The sequence below is a fragment of the Longitalea arenae genome, assembly GCF_016924755.1.
GTDB lineage: Bacteria > Bacteroidota > Bacteroidia > Chitinophagales > Chitinophagaceae > Niastella > Niastella arenae.
Genome location: NZ_JAFFJX010000001.1, coordinates 595,303 through 617,115, shown reverse-complemented (window position 1 = coordinate 617,115; position 21,813 = coordinate 595,303). Strand labels below are relative to the sequence as shown.

The window sequence follows — 21,813 nt, the reverse complement described above, 5'->3', positions numbered from 1 at the left end:
TAGCGGGTTCCAAAAATGTATGTGGCACGATCACTAAAACCGGTATGGTGTATACAGCAGCAAAACTTACGCCACCGCATATAACGCAAACTGGTATCCGAACCTGAACGAACGATGGTTTCAACATTCATGTCGTGAACAGGTGTTATACAAACCTGCAAGTCCCGCTTTAGGCGGCCTGCGAGCGGCGATCATTCAGCCGGATCAGCAAGACAGGAAATGCACCTTAGAGGCCGATCATCGAGCCGCAAAGCGCTTTTTATGTATAATCAGGTGAAATTCATAACAAACCAGGCGACAACCGGTGTAACACGGCTTCTGAGGCGGGCAGGCGGAGATTAAAATTCATCCCGGAATGCGGTAATTTTTTATAAATAGCGCAGCAATTACATCAAAATTTTGTCTAAATTACAGGGCAACCAAACGGTTAATATGACCGACGACGCCATTTTACAAGGCTGTTTACGTAACGACACAACTGCCCAGCGGGAACTGTACAACCGGTACAGTCCAAAGATGTTGTCTGTTTGTTACAGGTTCGCCCACCACCGGGAAGATGCTGAAGACATGTTACAGGAAGGATTTATCAAGGTGTTTTCGCAGATACACACCTTCCAGAACAAAGGAGCATTTGAGGGTTGGATACGGCGGATCATAGTTCATACCTGTATCAACCATCTCAAAAAGAACAAGAAGTTCAACGAAAGCGTCGATATCATTCATGCAACCAGCATCCAGGTGCGCGAAGAGTCAGTGCCCTCGATAGTTCAGGCAAAACAGGTGGTAGAATGTATTCGTATACTGCCTATCGGGTACCGTACGGTACTTAACCTCTATGCTATCGAAGGTTATTCGCACAAAGAAATTGCCGACATGCTGGATATAGAAGAAAGTACCAGCCGTTCGCAATATACCCGGGCCAAACAAATGCTTGAAGACATTCTCGTGAAGAAGAAAATCATTATGCGGCCCAAAGAAAAGATCAATTGGTTAGGTGTAGCAGCAGGGAGATAGACCAAAACATCACTTGTACCGATATATTTAACCCTATGAAAAACATCCCGTACAAACACTAATGATATGGAGCGAGGTTTTTATAACGAGGATATTGAAGAACTGCTGAAAGAAAAAGCTGACCAGTATAAAATGTATCCTTCTGACAAGGTGTGGCAGGGTATTCACCGTTCACTGCACCCCAACAGAAAGTGGTATTGGTTTAGTTTGATTCTTTTCCTTTCTGCCGTTGGCTATTATACTTTCATTGAATTTATCACCCCATCAACAGCCAACAGGGCTATTTCTGGCAATAACGCTTCTACAACCGCCAATACATCAACAGACAATTCAACATCGACCGCAAATACAAAGGCAGTTATCGTTCCATTTGGCAACCCCAAACAAAGCGCTACCAACGACAATACCAAACAAGGGAATTTTATTCTCAATCCCGATTATAACGAGGCTACGGTGACGAGGATAGAACAGCCGGTGATTACTGCTGTTACGGCAACGCCCGATGTAGCCAGCCTCCATCCCGTTGTGAACAGCAACGCAGCGATGGTATATAACCTGCACGACTGGCAGGCTAAAAAGTTATCGCAAACCGAACAGACCGCTGCAGAAGAGCTTATTGAAAGCAACGCCCAGCCAACGGCGGCATTGCCCCTGGCCCGGGTTCCGGCCCAGGCCTCTTTAGCAGGCGCTATCGCGATGGATGCATCGAAGCTGGCCGCCATTACTGAAGACGACCGGGAAGATAAGAAGCGCATCAACTGGCTGTCGCATCATGCCGTGTATGAACTGGCCGTGCCCAAACAAAAAAGGCATAGCTGGCAGCTGACCTTCTCGCCTACGATGAATTACCGCACGTTAAAAGGACGTAACTATCCTTCTGATGTGAAAACACTGCCACTAGCACCCATTATAACCGGTGATCCGGAAAAACTGGTGAACCATAAACCAGCCCTTGGTTTTGAAGTGGGTTCAAACATCCTCTATACCCTGAATAAGACCTTTACTTTGAAGGCAGGATTGCAGTTCAACTACATCCGCTATGATATTCAGGCGTATAGCTCTTATGCCTATGAACCGGCCACTTTTGCATTAAACTCGAATTATGGTATAGTTACGGGTCAGCTCACCTCCTATACCCGCTACCGCAATTTTGGTGGTGATGCGGTGGAGAATTTACATAACCAGTACTTCCAGTTATCGGCGCCCATCGGGCTTGAAATAAACCTGCTGGGTAATGATAAGATCCAGGTAGGTATTGGCGGAACCATTCAACCTACTTATTTACTGAACCGGAACACGTACCTTATTACGGCCGATTATAAATATGCCACCGAACCAAGCCTGGTAAGAAAATGGAATGTGAATACCAGTACGGAAGCATTTATCTCATATAAGACCGGCGACCTGAAATGGCAGGTTGGTCCGCAAGTACGATATCAATTACTGTCGAGTTATATCAAAGAATACCCTATCCGCGAGCACCTGTTTAAATACGGTATCAAGATAGGCGTAACCAAAACTATCCGCTAAGAGAAGTTTCATAACTTCAGCAAGGTGGGTCACCGGCAAAGGTGATCCACTTTGCGTTTTTGAGATTTCGGGACCTCTGATTTCTGATTTCGAGATTTCTGATTTCGAGATTTTGAGATTTTGAGATTTTGAGTTTTCGAGATTTTGAGATTTTGAGATTTTGAGTTTTTGAGATTTTGAGATTTTGAGATTTTGAGATTTAGCGCGAAATTCAAATCAAAGGAAATCAGGTAATCTCAACATCAGAAATCAAAGATCAACAATCAGCAATTCGTAATTTTACCCGATGAAGCGGATATTCTTGTTAATTCCGGCCCTGTTAATCCTGGCCGTAGCCTGTAAACAAAAACCCAAACAACCCGCAGCCAGTGATCCGTCGATCCGGGACTCCCTGGCCAGCACCGAATATTTACCGGTAGCCGATTTCATAAAAATGGATATCAGCCGGGTAGATTCTTTTTCCGGCGGTATTGTGCGTAAAGTGAACATCGGGGGTAAAAAAGATTCAAGCTATATCCAGTTGCCCGAATTCCATAAGCTGGCCAACCAGTTCCTGGTGCCCGAGCTGGATTCTGCTTCCTTCCAGAAGCATTTCACCGAAAACTCCCTGATGGATGAAACCACCCAGATGCTGAATTTCATTTATTCGCCCAAACAGCCTGCCGGCAGCTTACAGAACGTGATGGTTTACCTGAAGCCAAGCCTGGCCAATGACCAGGTGCACCGCATTTATATGGAAAGGGAGTACAACAGCGGCGATACCGCCATTTCGCAAAAGCTGACCTGGAAAATGCAGGCCTATTTTTATATCCTGACCATACGCCAACCAAAGAACGGGCCGCCTGTTACTTCTATGGAAAAAGTGATCTGGGACCCGCAGCATTTTGGCGAGTAGGCGGTGAGCGGTTCGCAGTTCGCAGTGGGCAGTGGGCAGTGGGCAACTGCAAACCGTAAATTGCCAACTGAATTATCGGCTTGTTACAAATACGCGGCGGTTAATGAATAGTAGTAGACGTTTATGACTTCACAGGAATTTCAACTTATTGCACCTACATTACCGGTTGAGCCCGGTATCTACAAATATTTCGATTCGGGGGATACCCTGCTCTATGTGGGCAAGGCCAAGAACCTCCGCAAGCGGGTAAGCTCCTATTTTACCAAAACCTTCACCTCCTATAAGACCCATGAGCTGGTTCAGCGTATAAAGCGCATAGAGTTCACCATTGTACCGAGTGAACAAGATGCCTTCCTGCTCGAGAATTCGCTCATAAAACAGTTTCAGCCGCGTTTTAACATCAATCTCAAAGATGATAAGACCTATCCCTATATCGTTATCAAAAAAGAAAATTTTCCACGGGTGTTTCTCACGCGCCGCAAGATCGGTGACGGCTCTGAATACCTGGGCCCCTTCACCTCGGTAGCCAAAGTGCGCGAATTGCTCGATTTTGTAAAGGCGAATATCCAGCTGCGCACCTGCAAGCTGAACCTTACCCCCGCCAATATTGCCAAAGGCAAGTTCAAAGTATGTCTTGAATACCACCTGGGCAATTGCAAAGGGCCCTGTGAAAGCCTGCAAACAGAAGAGAACTATGCGGAGGGTCTACAGCAATTGCGAAATATCCTGAAAGGAAATCTCGGCCCGGTGATCCAACATTTTAAAAAAGAAATGCGGGAGGCCGCCGAGAACCTGGCTTTTGAAAAAGCCGAATTACTGCGTAAGAAGATCGAACACCTCGAACAATACCAGGCCCGCTCAGTGATCGTAAGCCGCCACCTGGGCAATGCCGATGTGTTTTCGATTCTCCGCGATGGCGATACGGCCTATGTTACCTACCTGATGATGCAGAACGGCACCATTGTGCAAACCCATACTTCGCAATGGGAAACCCACCTCGATGAGCCCATTGAAGAAATATTATCGTTTGCCATTGCGCAGTTGCGCACCACCTTCAACAGCCTGTCGCCCGAGATCATTGTTCCATTTGAAATAGAATATGATGAACCGGAAATTGTGGTCACTGTACCAAAGGCCGGCGATAAAAAGAAGCTGCTCGATATGGCAGCCATGAATGTGAACTATTTCAAGGAAGAGATCCGCCAACGAAAGATGCTGAAGCTCGATGGCAAAGACGACTCCGTTAAACATAAAGTGCTGGAGCAATTGCAGCGCGATCTGCAGCTGCCGTCAGTGCCCCTTCATATTGAATGTTTTGATAACTCCAACTTCCAGGGCAGTTACCCCGTCTCGGCCATGGTATGTTTTAAGGATGGCGTGCCCAGCAAAAAAGATTACCGGCATTTCAATGTAAAAACGGTGCAGGGCATCAATGATTTTGCCACCATGAAAGAAGTTGTTACCCGGCGCTATAAACGCTTACAGCTGGAACAGCAGCCTTTTCCGCAACTGGTGATCATCGATGGAGGCAAAGGCCAGCTGGGGGCGGCACTCGAAGGCATAAGCGAATTGGGCTTACAGGGACAAATGACAGTGGTAGGCCTGGCCAAAAACGAAGAGGAGATCTTTTTCCCGGGCGATAGTGAATCGGTGAAGCTGCCGTATAACAGCGATAGCCTGAAACTGATCCGTTCCATCCGCGATGAAGTGCACCGCTTTGGTATTACCTTTCACCGCAAAAAGCGCAGCCAGGGCACGTTTAAGAATGAGCTGGAACAAATTAAAGGCATAGGCAGGAACACGGCGGAACAATTACTGAAGGAATTCAAATCGGTAAAACGGATCAGGGAATTAAGCCTTGAAGAATTATCGGCCGCTGTTGGTACGGCCAAAGCAACGCTTATAAAAAATCATTTTGATACGCTGAAGCCGGAAGGCGGAACGCCAAATGCTTAAAGTGGAAGACTGAACCATGTTCTCAGTTCACAGTTCAAAGTTCATTATCGCTCCGTCAGGTTTATCTACCCTTCACTTATCACCCGGCTCCCAACCCGCTTTCTTTACCGGGTTATCAACTCAGTACCCGTATTCCGGTTATCAACCCTCCAATTATCAACCCGGCTCCCAACCCGCTTTCTTTACCGGTTATCAACTCAGTTACCCGTATTCCGGTTTATCAATCCATCAACTTATCACCCCGGTCCCAACCCGCTTTCTTTATCGGGTTATCAACTCAGTTAACCGTATTCCGGTTTATCAATTCTCTCAACCCATGAACCCCATCCACTCTGCCAACCCTAACGGGACTGTAAACGATGCGTTTGCATGCTCATGCAATCGATTGTTTTACTGGAAGTGATCATGGTAAGTGGGTAGCTTCGGTTATACGACCCATTAGAGAAGGGTATAAAAAGAAAAAGGGGCCCGGATAGACATCCAGCCCCGTTTTTAAAATCCAATATCCTATGAAAAACCATTGTAAAAATAGTGAATCGCCGTCATAAAACAATACCTACATGTGGGTATTTTTAAAAAAATTATTGATATAATGTTTATACAGCGAGTTGTTAATAGAAATGTATTACAGCCGTTTAAAAGAACAAACTAAAAAGGGTACCGTATTTTTACGATACCCTTTTTAGTTATAGTTATATTACTAATTCTTAGTATGACCAAAGGTCCTGCTCGTAGTTGAAGATCCGCTCCTTCATGTTTTCGCCTTCTAACAGGGCGAGAATAGGATCTTTCACGTACGATTTGATGAACTCATCGTTGGGGTTGTTAACCGTAGATTTGATAATACGGCTCGCAAACATGCGGCTTTCGAACAACTCTTCCCAACTCATCCGGGCGCCAAAGTTTTTACCATTGTACACCTCGTGTTTAGCAAAGATGGGTCTCAGATCGGGATAATAGATCCAGAAGATGGGGGTTACATCGCGGAAAGAGCCATCATCATTGGTAATGGTCTTCAGCGGGGCGATCCCAAGGATACGCACCTGCATACGCGAAGATTCTTTATCGAATACCCAGTCTTCCTTGATCCAGAATCTTTCTATTTTATCAGGATTGAATTCATCAACGATGGTGGTATCACGCATCAAACCTTTAGAACCGTCGGGGTCATTCCTTAAGTCAGGAACAGAGATCACTTTGGGAACACCTACCAGGCCTTTAACGATCTCGCCGAAAGGCAAAGGAGTGGTAAACCGGTCATCTTCGGGAGAGAAGGCAGTGATACTGTCGTTTTTAATAGCGTTCAGCAGGATGTAAATGAACCGTTGGTTGCCCAGGTCGCCTTCTGCTTTATAAACGAAAGGCAGGTTCATTTTTTCGTGTACATCTATTTCACGCCATACCCGTTGCATATACACGGCATCATCTTCCCGTATGTGTTCGTATGCTAAAGGAATCCGGTCTTTTACCAGGTTGCGTTCGATGGCGTTGTCATTACGCAGCGATTTTTTGATCGGCGGAATGTCCAATTTAGCCTCAACGGGCACTGGTTTTGCGGTATCTACAGGAGGAGCAGCTACTGCGGCAGTAGGTTGGTTCCTGCTGCGGTTGGCAGTACTCTTCTTGGCGGTAGTCCGCTTAGCGGCTTTCCGGACAGGTTTCTTTCTAGTCTGAGCATCTACTGCTTCTGCAGTAAAAGTCAGCGCAACCAGCAACAAACACAATTTTATGATACGGTTCTTCATTTGTTCCCTGTTTTTATATAATGTTTTTACTTAAGGCTGAATTGCATGCCCGGGATCTCGCGTTTACGGCCATCAGGTCCTACAACCGTAAGGGCGTCGATGAAAATCCTGGTACCAGGACCAGACCTTTGTACAAGGCTGGCAGCCTGACCACTCCAGCGGTTGCCTTCGTTTACGGCTTCTGTGTACAGCTGGATAGGACCACCTACAGCACCTAATCTGTAGCTCAATACTCTGAATGGAGCTTCGAAATCGCTGTCTTCCAGTTTAGCAATTACAGCGCCAATTGCTTTAAATTCAGCTGAAGAAATGCTTCCGCCTTTTTTAGCACCCACAAAACCGGTTGGCGGAGGCAGGTATTTTAAGCGCATGGGGAACTCGAAGTTCTTACCATTTGCATTTACAACAATTTTCGACATGCCGGGTCTGCTTGGTTTAGCAATGTAGCGGTCGCCACCTGCTTTCGTAATAGAACCATCGGCAAAGCTTACTCTTGTTTTTTCAGCACCTACGCTACCACCAGAGATGGTGAGCGGGTTATCAACACCAATATACAGTACGTTCATTTTTTCGAGGAACACGGAAGCTCCTGAAGGAACACCTACGGTATATTTAACCACTTTGTTCACTTTTTCAACGGTACCATCGGGTTTGTTGAATTCGATGGCAACATTCACTGAATGTTCGCCGGTGCCGCTGGCAGTAGTCTTATACAGAGCAGTACCTTCAGATGTCAACGGCATAGACTGGCCATTGATAGAGATCCTTGGTTTCGCTGCTTCACTGAAAGCACCAACACCTGCAGTGATCTCGATGTGATCGCCAGGCATAGCATAAGAAGTGTTTGCCTGGGCAATCGCCTGGAATTTGTTGTAAACTATTTTTACTTCACCAATTTTTGAGTGTAAATAGTCAACGATCTGGGCTTCAGAATTTTTAACGTCGTTCTGGAATTTGCTCAGGATGGTCAGGGCGGCAATAGCAGGCGTCATGTGGAAGTAGCTTTGCGTCCAGCCATTTACATCATTGCCGTATTTATTACCAGTCTTAGACTTGGGCACATTCAGATCGATAGGCAGTGATTTCTGATAGAAAGAAACCTTTTCATCATTACCTAACAGGCCGATCAGTTGTTTTTTGTAATCAGCCAGTTTGCCATATAATTCCTTGCCTTTTCCTTTTTGGTCCATTAAGCGGGTGGCAGCGTCCAGGTTATCAGCATTGATCTCCTTTACGCCATGGCTTTCATGGGTACCGGCTTCTTTTTCCATTTCTGCTTTCAGCTGTTCAATATAATTGTACAGGTCGGCAGATATTTTTTTAGCTTCCTCGGCCTTAGGCGCCCAGGCTTCAGCCTGTGCAGCGGTTTGAGGATCTTTTAATTTGGCGGCAAACGACTCGTAAGTCAGTTTGTTTTTATCACTAATTAAATCGTTCGATTTTGCAATACTGCTGTTTACAGTTACGAAGGCGTTGAGGATCTCAGATGATACGTTCAGTGCCAGCAGGGCTGTCAGCACCAGGTACATCATATTGATCATCTTCTGCCTAGGCTCTTTAGGTAAAGCCATGGGTTAGGTTTTTCTAGTTTAAACAATTTGTTTCACTAATTCTGATTGTATTCACGGGTAACAGGATATGGACTACCGCCTGATTAACGACCCTGCATGGCAGTGAGCATGTTACCATAAATGGTATTCAGGTGGCTCAGGTTACCTGCCAGTTTAGAGATCTGTTCGTGCGCTTTCTTAGCATCGTCTACGCTACCTTGCATGGTTTGAGAAGCCTGCACCAGGTTACCGTAGAAGCTGTTCATAGCTTTCAGGTGGTTGTTTGTATCCTGTAATTCCAGTTCGTAAATAGCGTTCAGAGAACCTAAGTTCTTGGTCAGAACCTGTACTTGCTCATGGAACTGTTTAGTGCTGTCAGCAGCTGAATTGAAGCTGGAAACTGTAGAAGCAGCGCCCTGGTAAACATTCTTCATTTGATCCAGTGCCTGTGTAACTTCTTTAGTTTTTGCAGTGTAGTCGCTGGTAGTTTTCACTACATCAGAAACATCAGCTATATTATTAACAGTAGAACCTAATTTTTTGAATCCTTCGCTCAAACGGCTCAGATTAGCAGGGGTAATGTCTGCTTCGTGGAACATTTCATCCATTTTAGCGATAGCAGGGTTGCCTGAAGAAGAGGCGCCGCCGGCTAATTTGGGTAATGCTTCAGCGATAGCATGCATTTCAGATCCGGGAGGGGGTAAGAATGCATATACAACGAAAATTACTGCTTCCGTGATCAGACCTGCCGTTAAGAAGAAATCAGCGAGGGGCTGGTGCGTAATTTTTTGCCAGGCACCGAAAATAACGACAGCAGCACCCATACATACGATTACGTTTACCAGTCTTTCAGTAGATTTAGAAACTCCAGCCATAACTTTAATTTTTAATTTTTAGAAAACGGGTTTTCAATAGGGTTGTGAGAATAAAATACCAGTTTGATTTGTTGTTAAATCAATCTCCAATAAAACGGATTAGCCGTTAAAAAATTTTACGCTTAAATAATTTTTAACGTTTCTTCTGCATAGCCGGTAAATCAATTACACAGCGGAAGCCGATGTAAGACTTAGCCGTATCCATGTATTCATAACTACGGGTGCTCGTTTGAAGGAAGAACCCTACATCTTTCCAGCTGCCGCCACGGATCACCTTACGTTTCATACGGGGAGGTGCATCATCATGGGCATCGAAACGAATGTCAGGATTCATATCGTGTTGGAAGTTGTAAGAACCTTCGTAGTACAGAGAAGAAGTCCACTCTGATACGTTACCCGACATGCAATACAGGCCGAAGTCGTTAGGCCAGTAAGCATCGGCGCGGGCAGTATAGAAAGCGCCATCTTCAGGGTAGTTACCGCGGCCAGGTTTGAAGTTGGCCAGTAAGCAACCTTTTCTGTTTCTCAGATAATAGTTACCCCAGGGGAACATTGACTGAGAACGGCCGCCACGGGCAGCGTATTCCCATTCTGCTTCTGTTGGTAAACGGAAATCTGACTCGGTAGGTCTCTTTTTAGATTCCAGGTAAGAATTCAGGTAGTGGGTTCTCCATTCGCAGAAGGCACTGGCCTGTTTCCAGTTCACACCTACTACAGGGTAGTTGCCGAAGGCGGGGTGAACGAAATACCGCTTGGTCATGGGTTCGTTATAAGAATAACTGAAATCACGGATCCAAACCAGGGTATCAGGATAAATAGGCACATTCTTCTTTACGATGAACTGAGAGCGGGGCCTGCCGGCATTTTCTCTTTTGGCAGCTTCTTTCAGCTCAAAGATCTCTGAATGGTATATTAATTTAGAAGGATCGATCTCTTTTTTGCCGAAAACGCGGTTTTCAGGCGAGAGGATCAACTGGTCGATCTTTTCGATAGTTGATTTATCATCCCATTTAATGGTCTTGGCCTTTTTCCAGTCAACCTGGAAAGTACCATCTACTTCTTTACCATATTGAAGCAGGGTGGCGCCGATAGAGTCGCGTACCCATTGCACAAACTGGCGATACTCGTTGTTTGTGATCTCGGTCGCATCCATCCAGAAGCCATTAATGGAGATCTGTTTGTTACGGGCAGTATAGGCATAGTTAACATCCTCATCGCTGGGCCCCATATGGAATGTGCCTGGTGGGACGTACACCATGCCAGGAGGCCTGGTCATACTGTATTTCGCCGCCGCTGACACGCCATGCAACTGGCCATCATTGGGAACGCCTTTCGAGGATTTGCCTATTTTGCCACAACCGGCAGCGATCATGGCCACCAGTGCTGTTAAGGCGGATAGGTTCTTCATTTTCATAATATTAAAGGGTATTGGGCAAAAATAATGTTTTACCGACTTCATCACAAGAATAGAATTTATTTTTTAAAACTGCAATTACGTGATATAAGCTTACATGTAAACGATACCGGAAATTGGATTATTGTATCGCCAAATTTTTAAATTTTTACACATTTTTCAGAAGACGGATCAGGTCGCTCACATTATTTACAGGCGCGCTACACTGGTAGTTTTTACATAAGTAGATCTGCGTTTCAGGGGATGCTGGTTTATTCGTTAGTAAGGGGAAATCGTTATTTGCGGCCGGGGCAGACTGAAGCACCCGGAATGGGATAAAATTCCGTAAAAGCGCGCGTCTGACGGCTTCGACTTCATTTCCAACAATAGCTATTTCTGCAATTCCCCCCACATTAGAAAGTATCATGGTCGCCCATACGCCAAATGATCCAGGATAGCGGTGAACAGCCTGTTGCAGCGCTGCACACATTTTAATGGCCCTTTCTTTCCAAACGGTAATGTCAAAAACAACACCTACATACTGCAAATTAAAAGCCATTATTGCATTCCCTGAGGGAATCGCCCCATCGTACACTTCTTTTTTACGCACAATTACATCTTCCTGAGCCTTGTTGGTATAAAAGAAAAAGCCGGTATCATCCTCGCTGAACTGCTCTATTACCCATTCTATTAGTGATTTTGCCTTATACAGATAGTCGGAATTCCCCGTAATTTCCTGCAAGTGGATCAGCGCCTGAATTAAGTACGCATAATCGTCCAAAAAGGCTGGGTATCTTGCAATTTCTTTTTTATATGTATGAAAAAAGTTTAACCCGTTTTGGGAAAACCTGTCCCAGATAAAATCCATATTCTCCCGGGCTACCTGTTCGTATTGCGGATCGCCAAAAGCACTGTACGCCTTACTATAGGCGCTGTTCATGAGCGCATTCCAGCCCAGCAGCACCTTGTCATCGAGCAGGGGCCGAACGCGGCCTCCGCGCCGCTCCAAGAGCTTTTCCCGGCATCGCTGCAGCATTTCCTGCAGCCTTTGTTCAGAAATATTGTTCTCAGCGGCGAACTGTTGCAGCGGTGTACGGATGTTCAGGATATTCGTATGTTCCCAGTTGCCTTCCTCCGTTACATCGTAAAATGCGCAGAACAGGGCGGCATCGGACCCCAATACTTCTTCTACCTCGGCCCTGGACCACACATAGAACTTCCCTTCCACGCCTTCGCTATCGGCATCAAGGGCTGAATAGAACCCTTTTTCAAGCGAGTACATTTCCCTTTGTACAAAGGCCAGGGTTTCTTCTACCGCCTGCCTGTACAGCGGCTTTTGCGTTAACTGCCATGCATCGCAGAGCACCGACACCAGCAGGGCATTATCATACAACATTTTTTCAAAGTGCGGCACCAGCCATTCCCGGTCGGTTGAATACCTGGCGAAGCCGCCGCCCAGGTGATCGTACAAGCCACCTTGTATCATTTTATCGAGGCTCAGGCAGGCCTGCGCCAATGCCTGCTCATTGCCCGTAAGGTGATAGTAGCGCAGCAGGTACCCAATAGTGAAGGTTTGGGGAAATTTTGGGGCATTCCCAAATCCACCCTCCTGCCGGTCGGCCGTATTCATGATATTGTTGAACATGGTATCGGCCTTTTCCCGGGAAAAAAGTTCCGCCCAATCAATATCGCCTTCCACCGCCTGCTGGCCAAAGGAATTGCTTTGGGTAATATGACCGGTAAGATTGGTGGCCTGGGCATCTATTTCATTCCTTTTTTCACTCCAGGCGCCTGCAACCCCCACGAGTACATCTTTCCAGGAAGGCCGGTTGTAGATGGCCTTTGGCGGGAAATAAGTGCCGCCGTAAAAGGGGCGGCCATCGGGGGTCAAAAAAATGTTCAGGGGCCAGCCGCCGCTGCCGGTCATGGCCTGTACGGCGTCCATATATATATGGTCGAGATCAGGCCGCTCTTCCCGGTCGATCTTGATGTTCACAAAATGCTCATTCATGATCGCAGCCGTTTCTTCGTCTTCAAAACTTTCCTTTTCCATAACATGGCACCAGTGGCAGGCTGCATAGCCAATACTTACGAGCAATGGTTTATCCTCGGCCTTGGCCTTATTGATCGCTTCATCTCCCCAGGGGAACCAGTTCACCGGGTTATGGGCATGCTGCAACAAGTATGGACTTGTTTCCTGGGCGAGCTTATTGGTATGTTGTGCCATGATATAAAGGTAGAAGGTTTCAGGTACTTTACGCTCAGCGCAAAACACTGAACGCCTAATGCTTAATGTCTAATGCTTAAAGTCTATGCTGAACGCTTACCGCCAGATCCGTTGCGGGCCGGGGCGGGAACAAATGCAAATTATAAGCCGGGGGAATGCAATGTGATAATGTGATAATCAGATAATGTGATAATGAATAGCAGATACCCATCCAGCTACCGGTTCGGTACAATTCTGCTACCAGCTGGTGTGCTAATTGGTATGGCTATGCATGCAGGGACTGAACCTTAAGATCAGAGCCAGTTGAACAAACAGGAAGCAACAATTATAATTATCTTATTTCTTCTTGGCATTGGCCGCCAGGTACTGTTCCAGGGCAGCCACCATCGAAGGGGCCTGGGGTTGCGGCGCTTTAATGTCGAGGGTTAATCCGGCCTCTTCCACCGCGCGGGAAGTATTACTTCCGAAAGCGCCGATGCGGGTGCCGTTTTGTTGATAAGTAGGAAGATTATCGAACAGGCTCTTTACACCACTGGGGGTGAAAAAGCAGATAATGTCGTATTCAGTCTTTGTAAGCAGGTCCTTCACATCATTGCTGATGGTGCGGTACATGAAGGGCGTTGCAAATTCGCAATTGTTTGCTTTCAGCCAGCTTACGATCTCATTATCCTGTTGGTTCTCAGAGCAGGGATACAGGAACTTTTCGTTCTCCTTATGTTTGTTAATTACATCAAACATGCTCTTGTTGGTGCCATCGGCTCCATAGAACACCTTGCGCTTGCGGTAAAGGATAAACTTTTGCAAATACAGGGCAACCGCTTCTGTGATACAGAAATACTTTGTGTCTTGCGAAATGCTGATCTTCATTTCCTCGCAAATGCGGAAGAAATGGTCAATAGCGTTTCGACTGGTGAAAATAACAGCTGTATAATTCGCGATTTCTATCTTTTGTTTACGGAACTCTTTGGCAGGAATACCCTCAAGACGGATAAAGGGCTGGAACTCCAACTCAACGCTGTACTTTCTGGCAAGTTCAAAGTACGGCGATTTATCGGTCTCCGGCCTGGGTTGAGTAATCAGGATTTTTTTAATGGTTTGAGTAGCCATTGCTACGTTTTTAGCCCCGTTTTTAACCATATTAGCTACGTATGGATTTGCAAAGTTAATAACTTCTTTCCACAAAAATCAATAACACCTTGTAAATCAATAAAAGGGGTGCTATTTCGAAGGCGCAAAGGTAAATAAAAAAATGGAATCTTGAGAGTTTAATCTCATTTCTTACTGGCCTATACGCTATTATAAACCGATAAATAAATAATATAACGATAAAACAATAAGTCAAAGTAATTAGTACCGTTAAAAAAGGCCCCTTGGCAAAGGCCATAAACAGCAGGGCAGGCAGCAAATAAATGCCCATCATCTTGTTTACCAGGAAAACAATAAAGATATAGGTATCGGTGGCCATCCTGATATTGAACATCCAGCCGATCATTTTAAGGATAATGAACTTACCCAGATAGATCGCCGTCAGCAATAAACAGCAATAGAACAACAATAGCCACCGGTTCATGCCCGGCACTATATTATGATAATCGGCCACAAAACTCAGGAACAGTCCGGTGGAGATAATGAATAATATATTCAGCAATAAAGATGGCAATGGCGATTGCAGCACCTGGTCGCGGATCTGCTGCTGCCGCATGGTAACCCGGAAGAACAGGGTGTTTAGGTTATCGAGGTACTTCATGAATGCAATGCGAATAAAGCCGAAATAGAACAGGAGGGCGCACAGAAAATAAAACATACTTTCATCGCGGCTCTCCTTCTTTAACTGCTCGGTGATCTTCACTGCACGGCCATAAAAATTGAAGTAAGGATGGTTGCGTAAAACATTCTGGAAACCGGGCAGGCTGGGCTTGGGCTCAGGCAGGGCAGGTTCTTTTAAAACAGAAGCTACGGGTATAACCGAATCGCTGCGGGATGGAACAATGGTTGATCTGGCCGGCCTGGCACTATCTAGCGAATCGGGTTTTGGCGCAACCGCCACCGTGGTATCGGCCACTATTTTCGCGGCTGTATCTTTTTTAACGCCCGGCGTATCGCGCTTTTTAATAACGGAGTCACGATGTTCCCGCACATGAGGAATAGTATCCTTTCCGCCTTGCGCAAGCGACGACACCAGGAATAAGCAGCAACAAAAAGCGAATAGTATCAGTTTCTTCACAGGGAACATTTGGGTTTGCAAAAATATTGTAGTGCCGGCATTGACTGAAAAGAATTTAATAGCTCAAAAATAGTTAACGTACCCAATATGGATCTTTGATTGCCGCATGTTGAATTTAACATCATCCCTTTTACCCACAGCGTACGACAAATTGAAAATACCAGCCCTGGTCTCAAAGGCCATCCCAAAGCCCGTACCCCAGTAATAGTTACTCGACCGGGTGTAAACGGCTGCATTCTTCGACCAGCCGCCATCGATAAAATACGACAAATACGAATTACGCCCTACCAGGTACCGGTATTCCACAGTGCCAATGGCGTATTGAGATGCAAAAATGCTTTCTTCATCAAAACCACGCAATAATTTATATCCACCTATCTGAAATAATTCGTTCCTGAAGATGGCCGGGCTTTGAAACCATCCGCCATTGACGGCCGTTTTCAGGGTAGAAGCCCGGGTTAATTTAAAATAATGCGCCAGGGAACCTTTCAGCCTGAACTGGTAACTGTTCAATTGTACGGTATCGTAAAGGCTGTTGAAATCAAAATCAGGATCGCTGTCGTCTTTCAACCCTACTATGACCGTATTCTTTTTGATGGTTTTAGAACCTGCGGCCACAGTCAGCAGCCATTCATTGCCCGAACGGGGGTTGAACCGGTAATCGGTTGTATACCACTCGTAATTCACGCCCAGGTTCACAGAGCGGATATCTGCCTGCTCGGGCAGGGTCCGGAAGGTCTTTATGTACTGGGTATCTACGGTTAATACATTGGTTTGAAAACTCTGAATGAATACACTGCCGCCCTGGCTCGAGGAAATGGTATACTGCGCGCCCAGCATCATATTTATATTCACGAAAGAGGAGTCCTTCTTGAACAAATTGAAACTGGCATTCACCCCAAATGGCGAACCAAACAAATAAGGTTGCTGGAACGACAGATCGAGCCGGGGCGATTTCACCTGGATCTGTTGCCAGGTAATGCCAATGCTTTCGCCATTACCCAGGGAATTCCGCAGATTGATATTGGCTTCCCCCGTCACCTGCAGTTTATTATTCACCGTTTGGGTGCTCGCAGGCAATAAGCCAACCAATACATTGATCTGGCTGCTGCGTTTGGGCGCCAGGTAAACATTTAATATGGAACCCGTTCCCAGCATGGTCAGGTTCCAGGGCTGCTGCTCCTGCACATAAGCCAGGTCGTTGAGTTTTTTGCTGACGGCCTGCAGGCGTTCTTTTTTGTAAATACTGCCATTCATAATGCCGAGGTAGCGCTGCAAAAAGCTGGCAGAGATCCGCGCGGTTCCCATGTTGCGGATGCTGTCTATCTTATACAGCGGACCTTTATCGATGCGCAGGCGGGCTTCCCATTGCTGGTTTACGATCGTAATGCTGTCGATATTTATTTTGGCAAACGGGTAGCCGTTGTTCTCGAGGTAATCGAGCAGTTTCTGCTGTGCCGACTGCACCTGGTCGAAGCTGATGGCCTGTTTATTTTTACCGCCCGGGCGCCAGTTGATGGCATCGAGTAATTTCCTGCCTGCTGAATCAACCTCAACCCTTGCCCATTGAAATGGCTCGCCTACATACAGGGTGCAAACCGCGCCGGTGGAATCAGCATATACGGAATCTACTGAGGCGGCCGGATAACCTTTTGTTTGCAGCAAGGCGGGAAGTTTATTGATATACTCCTGGGCCAGGCCTCCATTCTTAAATTCAGATTGCAACCGCAGGGTCGAATAAATGAACACCGAATCTTTGTCGACCCCTTTTATTTGCAAGCGAAATTGCGCCTGCAGTAAAAAGGGACAGAGGAGGCATATTACCAGTGCAGCACCTGTACGAAAAACAGTTGGCCGTGCGCAGTTGCCCATTTTCAATAAGCAGCGCCAACCGCCAATTGCCAACTGCCAACTTCTTCCAGAAGCGTCAAAACACTGGTTATACGACACTATCTTTGCCATCCGGAGCGTCCCCAATTAATTAAACTGTAATATTCGATCAAAAATACGGAATACGATGGCAGGCATTTATTTACATATCCCGTTTTGCAGGCAGGCCTGTCATTACTGTAATTTTCACTTCTCCACCTCATTGCGGTTAAAGAACGAATTTGTAGAGGCTTTATTGAAAGAGATCGGCCTGCAGCAGTTTTATCTGCCTGCGGGCGGCGAAACGGTGAACACCATTTATTTTGGCGGCGGAACCCCTTCCCTGCTTACCATCGAAGAGCTTATGCGCATTTTGCAAAGCCTGCGGCAGCATTTTCAGGTAGCCACCGATGCCGAGATCACGCTGGAAGCCAATCCCGACGATATTTCAGAACCAAAGCTCCGCGATTGGCAAGAAGCTGGTATCAACCGGTTAAGCATAGGCGTACAGTCTTTTTTTGAAGAGGACCTGCAATGGATGAACCGGGCGCATACTGCACAACAGGCAATTGACAATTTGCAATTGGCTAAGAGATACTTTCCCAATATTACCATTGACCTTATTTACGGCACACCTACCCTGCCCGATGACAAATGGCACCATAATGTACAACAGGCTATTTCCCTGGGCATTCCGCATGTATCCTGTTATGCATTGACCGTAGAACCCGGCACCGCCCTGGCCTCTATGATCAACAAACACAAAACAACAGATGTGAATTCAGATGACCAGGCGCGGCAGTTCCTCTTGTTAATGGATTGGATGCAGGCCGCCGGTTATGAACATTATGAGATCTCGAACTTTGCCTTGCCCGGCCAGCGCAGCCGCCATAACAGCGCTTACTGGCAGGGCGCTGCTTACCTGGGCCTGGGCCCCTCGGCCCATTCTTTCAATGGCGAATCGCGCCAATGGAATATCGCCAACAACGCGCTGTATATTCAATCGCTAAAGGAAAATAAGCTGCCTTTTGAAATAGAAACGCTTACAGATACCCAACGGTTAAACGAATATATAATGACCTCCCTGCGCACCGTAGAAGGACTGCATGTGAATTGGGTTGCCGGCCGGTTTGGGGAAAAAGCGGCCCAGCAGCTGGTTAAAGAGAGCCAGACCTTCATTGCTACCGGTAAAATGCGTTTGCAGGATGAACATTTGCAATTGACCCGGGAAGGAAAACTCTTTGCTGATGGTATTGCGGCGGAATTGTTCGCCCCCCAAATCCCCTAAAGGGGGAACAAATACCGGTTACTTCATGCTTACACCCGCGAATATCCAGGGCGCCTAATTACCCTTACCAGGCACCGGCCGGCCGGTTAAAATGAACGCAGCCGCCTTTTACGCTCTGCGCTGCGGTCCCACATGTAGCCCCTCATGTTAGGCAACAGCCAGGCCGCCCTATTCTCCGGGTCTGAGCCGGGTCTGCGCCAGGGCGGCTTCGGGATTTCTTCGGGATATCCCAGGGAAAACCGGGTGTTCTCATTGGGAAGGCCCGAAGAAATCCCGAAGAAAGCCCTGTAATGCTATGATTTTCAGGGAAATACAATACCAAAAAAGCCCCGGTTTTTCGGGGCCTAAGTATTTGGCAATTAATTGCTTATGCAGTATCAGACCGAAGAATGGTCTTTTTTGAAGTGTTTGATCACTTCATTGACGGCAACAATACCGGCCAACACCAGCAGGGCAGTAACTCCATATGTTCCTAATGAGAAAGGCATAAAATCCAATTAGCTAATGTGATGATTTGCTAACGTGTTAATCAAAAACCGGAGTTTTCGGTTAGCGCATTTCTTATGTGTCGCAGCAATGCTGTTTTTATTACAAGGGCCGCGGGTAATTGTTGGTTAGACCAGGCTTTTTTCTACAAGATTAAAGCCTTCACGCGGTTTAACATTTTCCCATAAAATGCGGTAAACGGTTTCCGCTATGGGCATTTCGGCCCCTATTTGCTTATTCACCAGGTAAATACATTTGCTGGCGTTATACCCTTCGGCCACCATGTTCATTTCAAGTTGTGTGGCCCGCACGGAATATCCTTTACCGATCATATTGCCAAAGGTACGGTTACGGCTATGCAATGAATAACAGGTCACCAGCAGATCGCCCAGGTAAACAGATGCCGCATAATTTTGCGTTTGCCGGTGTGTTATGGGATCTTCGCCTTCATGTACGCCTACTTCAATATGTTTGATGCCTATCTTCTTTAAAAAGCCAGCCATTTCATCGGCGCAATTCGCGATCAGTACGCTTAAAAAGTTATCACCGTATTCCAGGCCATGCGCTATGCCGGCGCCAAGGGCATAAATGTTTTTCAGCACGGCCGCATATTGCACACCATACACATCACTGTTAACAATGGTATTGAGATATTCAGTCGTAAAACAGGCGGCAATTTTTTCTGCCATCATTACATCTATGCCGGAAAAAGTAAGGTAAGAGAGTTTTTCGGAAGCCACTTCTTCAGCGTGACAGGGTCCCATTACCGTGAAGTAATCCGATAAAGGCAGGTTGAATTTTTCTTTCAGGTAATCGTTCAATAAAAGATTATTATCCGGCAGGATACCTTTTACGGCCGAGATCACTTTTTTGTTTTCAAATGCATTCGCGGGAAGTTCTTTAAGCGAAGCCGTTACATAGGCCGACGGAACGGCGATGAGGATGCAATCACTGGCTGCAACGGTTGCAGCTATATCAGTATGAAGGTTCAGCAAATTGGTATCAAAATAAACCGAACTTAAATAGCCCGGATTATGGTGCCGGTGTTGGATATGTTTTACAATTTCCTGCGATCGTACACACCAGTTTAACACTTGTTTATTGTCGGTAAAAATTTTTGCCAATGCCGTAGCCCAGCTGCCACTGCCAATAATTCCCAGTTGCATGTAATTTTTTGTTTGCCCAAAAATAGGCATAAAGGCACAAAGGCATAGAGGCATCAGGATAAAAGTCTCTAAAACAGACCAGTATCATTTTGCCTTTATGCCTCGTTGCCTTTTTATTTCTTCACCTCAAATAATTTATCCTTCGGCACCACTTTAACTTTAGTGCCTTCTTTCAATGTTTTGCTGATGACATTATAAGGCGCCACCACTATTTCATCCCCTGCTTTCAGTCCTTCGGTAACTTCAATATAGTTGATGTCCTGGATACCGGTTTTCACCACTGCTTTTCTTACAGTACCGTCTGGTTTCAATACGAACACGACTTCATCGAGATCGGCATCGGTTGATTTGCTTTCATCATCTGCATTGTTCCCCTCTTTTTGATCTTTATCCTTGTTTTCACCTACTACTTTGTCAGTCCCTTTTTCGCGGGTGCTAACGGCGTTGATAGCGGCTGCGAGTACATTGCTTTTTGTGCGGGTTTGAATATCGGCGCTGGCATTCATTCCGGGGCGGAAAGGAAAACGCCGCGGCCTTTCGGGATCGAGCAGATCCTGATATGATTCACGCAGCAACCTGATATGCACTTTATAATTGGTGACGTCGTTTGATGTGGCACCAGCCGTTGTGCTGGCAGTAGTATTACTGCTGGCGATCTGGGTCACAATGCCTTTGAATTTCCGGTTGTTATAGGCGTCTACTTCCACGAGGGCGGAATCGCCCATTTTTACTTTAGGGATATCATTCTCGCCCACTTCTACCTGTACTTCAATAATGCTCATATCGGCGATGCGCATCATTTCAGTACCCGCCATCATAGAATTACCTACCACCCTTTCACCGGCTTTTACATTCAGCAAAGATACTACACCACTCATGGGTGATAAAACGGCCGTACGGCTGAGGTCTTTATTCGCTCTTTCAAGCGTAGCCCTTGTACTGGCGATACCGGCTTCGCCGCTGCGAATGTTCTGTAAAGCGGCATTGTAATTTGCCTGTGCCGTTTGCAGGGAGTTTTGGGCCTGCTCAAACTCTGCTTCAGAAATTATCTTGTCTGCTTTCAGCTGCTTTTGCCGTTCAAAAGTTCTTTTCGCCAGTTGCAGCGCAGACTCAAGGCTTTCCAGCTGTGCCTTGCTGTTATCTACCAATGCCTGCTGGCGGTTCACTTCTGCTGCAGCCTGGTTACGCTGGGTAGAATAAATATCTGCATAGATCTTTGCCAGGATCTGCCCCTTACGAACACTATCGCCTTCCTTCACCTGCAGTTCTACAATTTCGCCGGAAATATCAGGACTTACCTTAACTTCTATTTCAGGAAACACTTTACCACTGGCATTTACGGTTTCGGTTATATTGCGGAGTTGCACTTTTTCAGTGGCCACTTTCAAACCTTCTTCTTTACCTATAACACCAGCGCTTTTAAGGCCTACCAGCATGATCACCAGTACCCCAAGGCCAAGAATGATCCACAATAATTTTTTCTTCTTCATAATGATTGGTTGTCGCGGTTTAGAATCTCATGAACTATTATAAAGTGTGCCACCTTTCGTTTAACAAAGCCAGCGATAAGTGTGGCACACCTTACCCTGCCGGCA

General features: G+C 46.2%; 15 protein-coding genes. 5 read left to right on the top strand and 10 right to left on the bottom strand.

Annotation, left to right across the window (positions count from 1 at the left end; genetic code table 11):
• Positions 1 to 399: 399 nt before the first annotated feature.
• The 4 genes from JT717_RS02740 (at position 400) to uvrC (ending at position 5,395) form a co-directional block, all read left to right on the top strand.
• Entirely contained in the window at positions 400 to 1,014 is a 615-nt protein-coding gene (locus JT717_RS02740) for an RNA polymerase sigma factor (protein ID WP_240347786.1), read from the top strand.
• Positions 1,015 to 1,080: 66 nt separating this feature from the next.
• Positions 1,081 to 2,544 (top strand): hypothetical protein, encoded by a 1,464-nt coding sequence (locus tag JT717_RS02735; protein ID WP_205508647.1) that lies wholly within the window; start codon positions 1,081 to 1,083, stop codon positions 2,542 to 2,544.
• A gap of 286 nt (positions 2,545 to 2,830) precedes the next feature.
• A complete protein-coding gene (locus JT717_RS02730) occupies positions 2,831 to 3,439 on the top strand; it encodes a hypothetical protein (protein ID WP_205508646.1) in 609 nt (202 codons plus the stop codon).
• 123 nt (positions 3,440 to 3,562) lie between these two features.
• Positions 3,563 to 5,395 (top strand): excinuclease ABC subunit UvrC, encoded by a 1,833-nt coding sequence (uvrC, locus tag JT717_RS02725; protein ID WP_205508645.1) that lies wholly within the window; start codon positions 3,563 to 3,565, stop codon positions 5,393 to 5,395.
• Positions 5,396 to 6,102: 707 nt separating this feature from the next.
• Here uvrC and porN read toward each other — a convergent pair.
• The 8 genes from porN to JT717_RS02685 form a co-directional block, all read right to left on the bottom strand.
• A complete protein-coding gene (gene porN / locus JT717_RS02720) occupies positions 6,103 to 7,140 on the bottom strand; it encodes a type IX secretion system ring subunit PorN/GldN (protein WP_205508644.1) in 1,038 nt (345 codons plus the stop codon).
• A gap of 26 nt (positions 7,141 to 7,166) precedes the next feature.
• Entirely contained in the window at positions 7,167 to 8,711 is a 1,545-nt protein-coding gene (gene porM, locus JT717_RS02715) for a type IX secretion system motor protein PorM/GldM (RefSeq protein ID WP_205508643.1), read from the bottom strand.
• A gap of 83 nt (positions 8,712 to 8,794) precedes the next feature.
• On the bottom strand, positions 8,795 to 9,565 hold the full coding sequence (porL, locus tag JT717_RS02710; RefSeq protein ID WP_205508642.1) for a type IX secretion system motor protein PorL/GldL: 771 nt from the start codon (positions 9,563 to 9,565) through the stop codon (positions 8,795 to 8,797).
• Positions 9,566 to 9,698: 133 nt separating this feature from the next.
• Positions 9,699 to 10,973: a T9SS ring complex lipoprotein PorK/GldK gene (gene porK / locus JT717_RS02705; protein ID WP_240347785.1), complete on the bottom strand. Its 1,275-nt coding sequence runs from the start codon at positions 10,971 to 10,973 to the stop codon at positions 9,699 to 9,701.
• Positions 10,974 to 11,127: 154 nt separating this feature from the next.
• On the bottom strand, positions 11,128 to 13,185 hold the full coding sequence (locus tag JT717_RS02700) for a thioredoxin domain-containing protein (protein WP_205508640.1): 2,058 nt from the start codon (positions 13,183 to 13,185) through the stop codon (positions 11,128 to 11,130).
• Positions 13,186 to 13,521: 336 nt separating this feature from the next.
• Entirely contained in the window at positions 13,522 to 14,292 is a 771-nt protein-coding gene (locus JT717_RS02695; RefSeq protein WP_240347784.1) for a uroporphyrinogen-III synthase, read from the bottom strand.
• A gap of 55 nt (positions 14,293 to 14,347) precedes the next feature.
• Entirely contained in the window at positions 14,348 to 15,409 is a 1,062-nt protein-coding gene (locus JT717_RS02690; RefSeq protein WP_205508638.1) for a DUF4271 domain-containing protein, read from the bottom strand.
• Positions 15,410 to 15,472: 63 nt separating this feature from the next.
• Entirely contained in the window at positions 15,473 to 17,371 is a 1,899-nt protein-coding gene (locus tag JT717_RS02685; protein WP_205508637.1) for a BamA/TamA family outer membrane protein, read from the bottom strand.
• 55 nt (positions 17,372 to 17,426) lie between these two features.
• Between JT717_RS02685 and hemW the strand changes: the two genes are divergently transcribed.
• Entirely contained in the window at positions 17,427 to 18,566 is a 1,140-nt protein-coding gene (gene hemW / locus JT717_RS02680; protein ID WP_205508636.1) for a radical SAM family heme chaperone HemW, read from the top strand.
• Between the two features lie 614 nt (positions 18,567 to 19,180).
• Here the strand turns inward: hemW and JT717_RS02675 are convergent.
• Positions 19,181 to 20,218, bottom strand: a complete 1,038-nt coding sequence (locus JT717_RS02675) for an NAD(P)H-dependent glycerol-3-phosphate dehydrogenase (RefSeq protein ID WP_205508635.1) — start codon at positions 20,216 to 20,218, stop codon at positions 19,181 to 19,183.
• A gap of 113 nt (positions 20,219 to 20,331) precedes the next feature.
• Entirely contained in the window at positions 20,332 to 21,708 is a 1,377-nt protein-coding gene (locus JT717_RS02670) for an efflux RND transporter periplasmic adaptor subunit (RefSeq protein WP_205508634.1), read from the bottom strand.
• Between the last annotated feature and the right edge of the window lie 105 nt (positions 21,709 to 21,813).

Coding starts and splice junctions, on each gene's coding strand:
- porL (WP_205508642.1), bottom strand. CDS start 9,565: ATGGCTGGAGTTTCTAAATCTACTGAAAGACTGGTAAACGTAATCGTA.
- JT717_RS02670 (WP_205508634.1), bottom strand. CDS start 21,708: ATGAAGAAGAAAAAATTATTGTGGATCATTCTTGGCCTTGGGGTACTG.
- JT717_RS02700 (WP_205508640.1), bottom strand. CDS start 13,185: ATGGCACAACATACCAATAAGCTCGCCCAGGAAACAAGTCCATACTTG.
- porK (WP_240347785.1), bottom strand. CDS start 10,973: ATGAAGAACCTATCCGCCTTAACAGCACTGGTGGCCATGATCGCTGCC.
- JT717_RS02685 (WP_205508637.1), bottom strand. CDS start 17,371: ATGGCAAAGATAGTGTCGTATAACCAGTGTTTTGACGCTTCTGGAAGA.
- uvrC (WP_205508645.1), top strand. CDS start 3,563: ATGACTTCACAGGAATTTCAACTTATTGCACCTACATTACCGGTTGAG.
- JT717_RS02730 (WP_205508646.1), top strand. CDS start 2,831: ATGAAGCGGATATTCTTGTTAATTCCGGCCCTGTTAATCCTGGCCGTA.
- JT717_RS02695 (WP_240347784.1), bottom strand. CDS start 14,292: ATGGCTACTCAAACCATTAAAAAAATCCTGATTACTCAACCCAGGCCG.
- JT717_RS02735 (WP_205508647.1), top strand. CDS start 1,081: ATGGAGCGAGGTTTTTATAACGAGGATATTGAAGAACTGCTGAAAGAA.
- porN (WP_205508644.1), bottom strand. CDS start 7,140: ATGAAGAACCGTATCATAAAATTGTGTTTGTTGCTGGTTGCGCTGACT.
- hemW (WP_205508636.1), top strand. CDS start 17,427: ATGGCAGGCATTTATTTACATATCCCGTTTTGCAGGCAGGCCTGTCAT.
- JT717_RS02675 (WP_205508635.1), bottom strand. CDS start 20,218: ATGCAACTGGGAATTATTGGCAGTGGCAGCTGGGCTACGGCATTGGCA.
- porM (WP_205508643.1), bottom strand. CDS start 8,711: ATGGCTTTACCTAAAGAGCCTAGGCAGAAGATGATCAATATGATGTAC.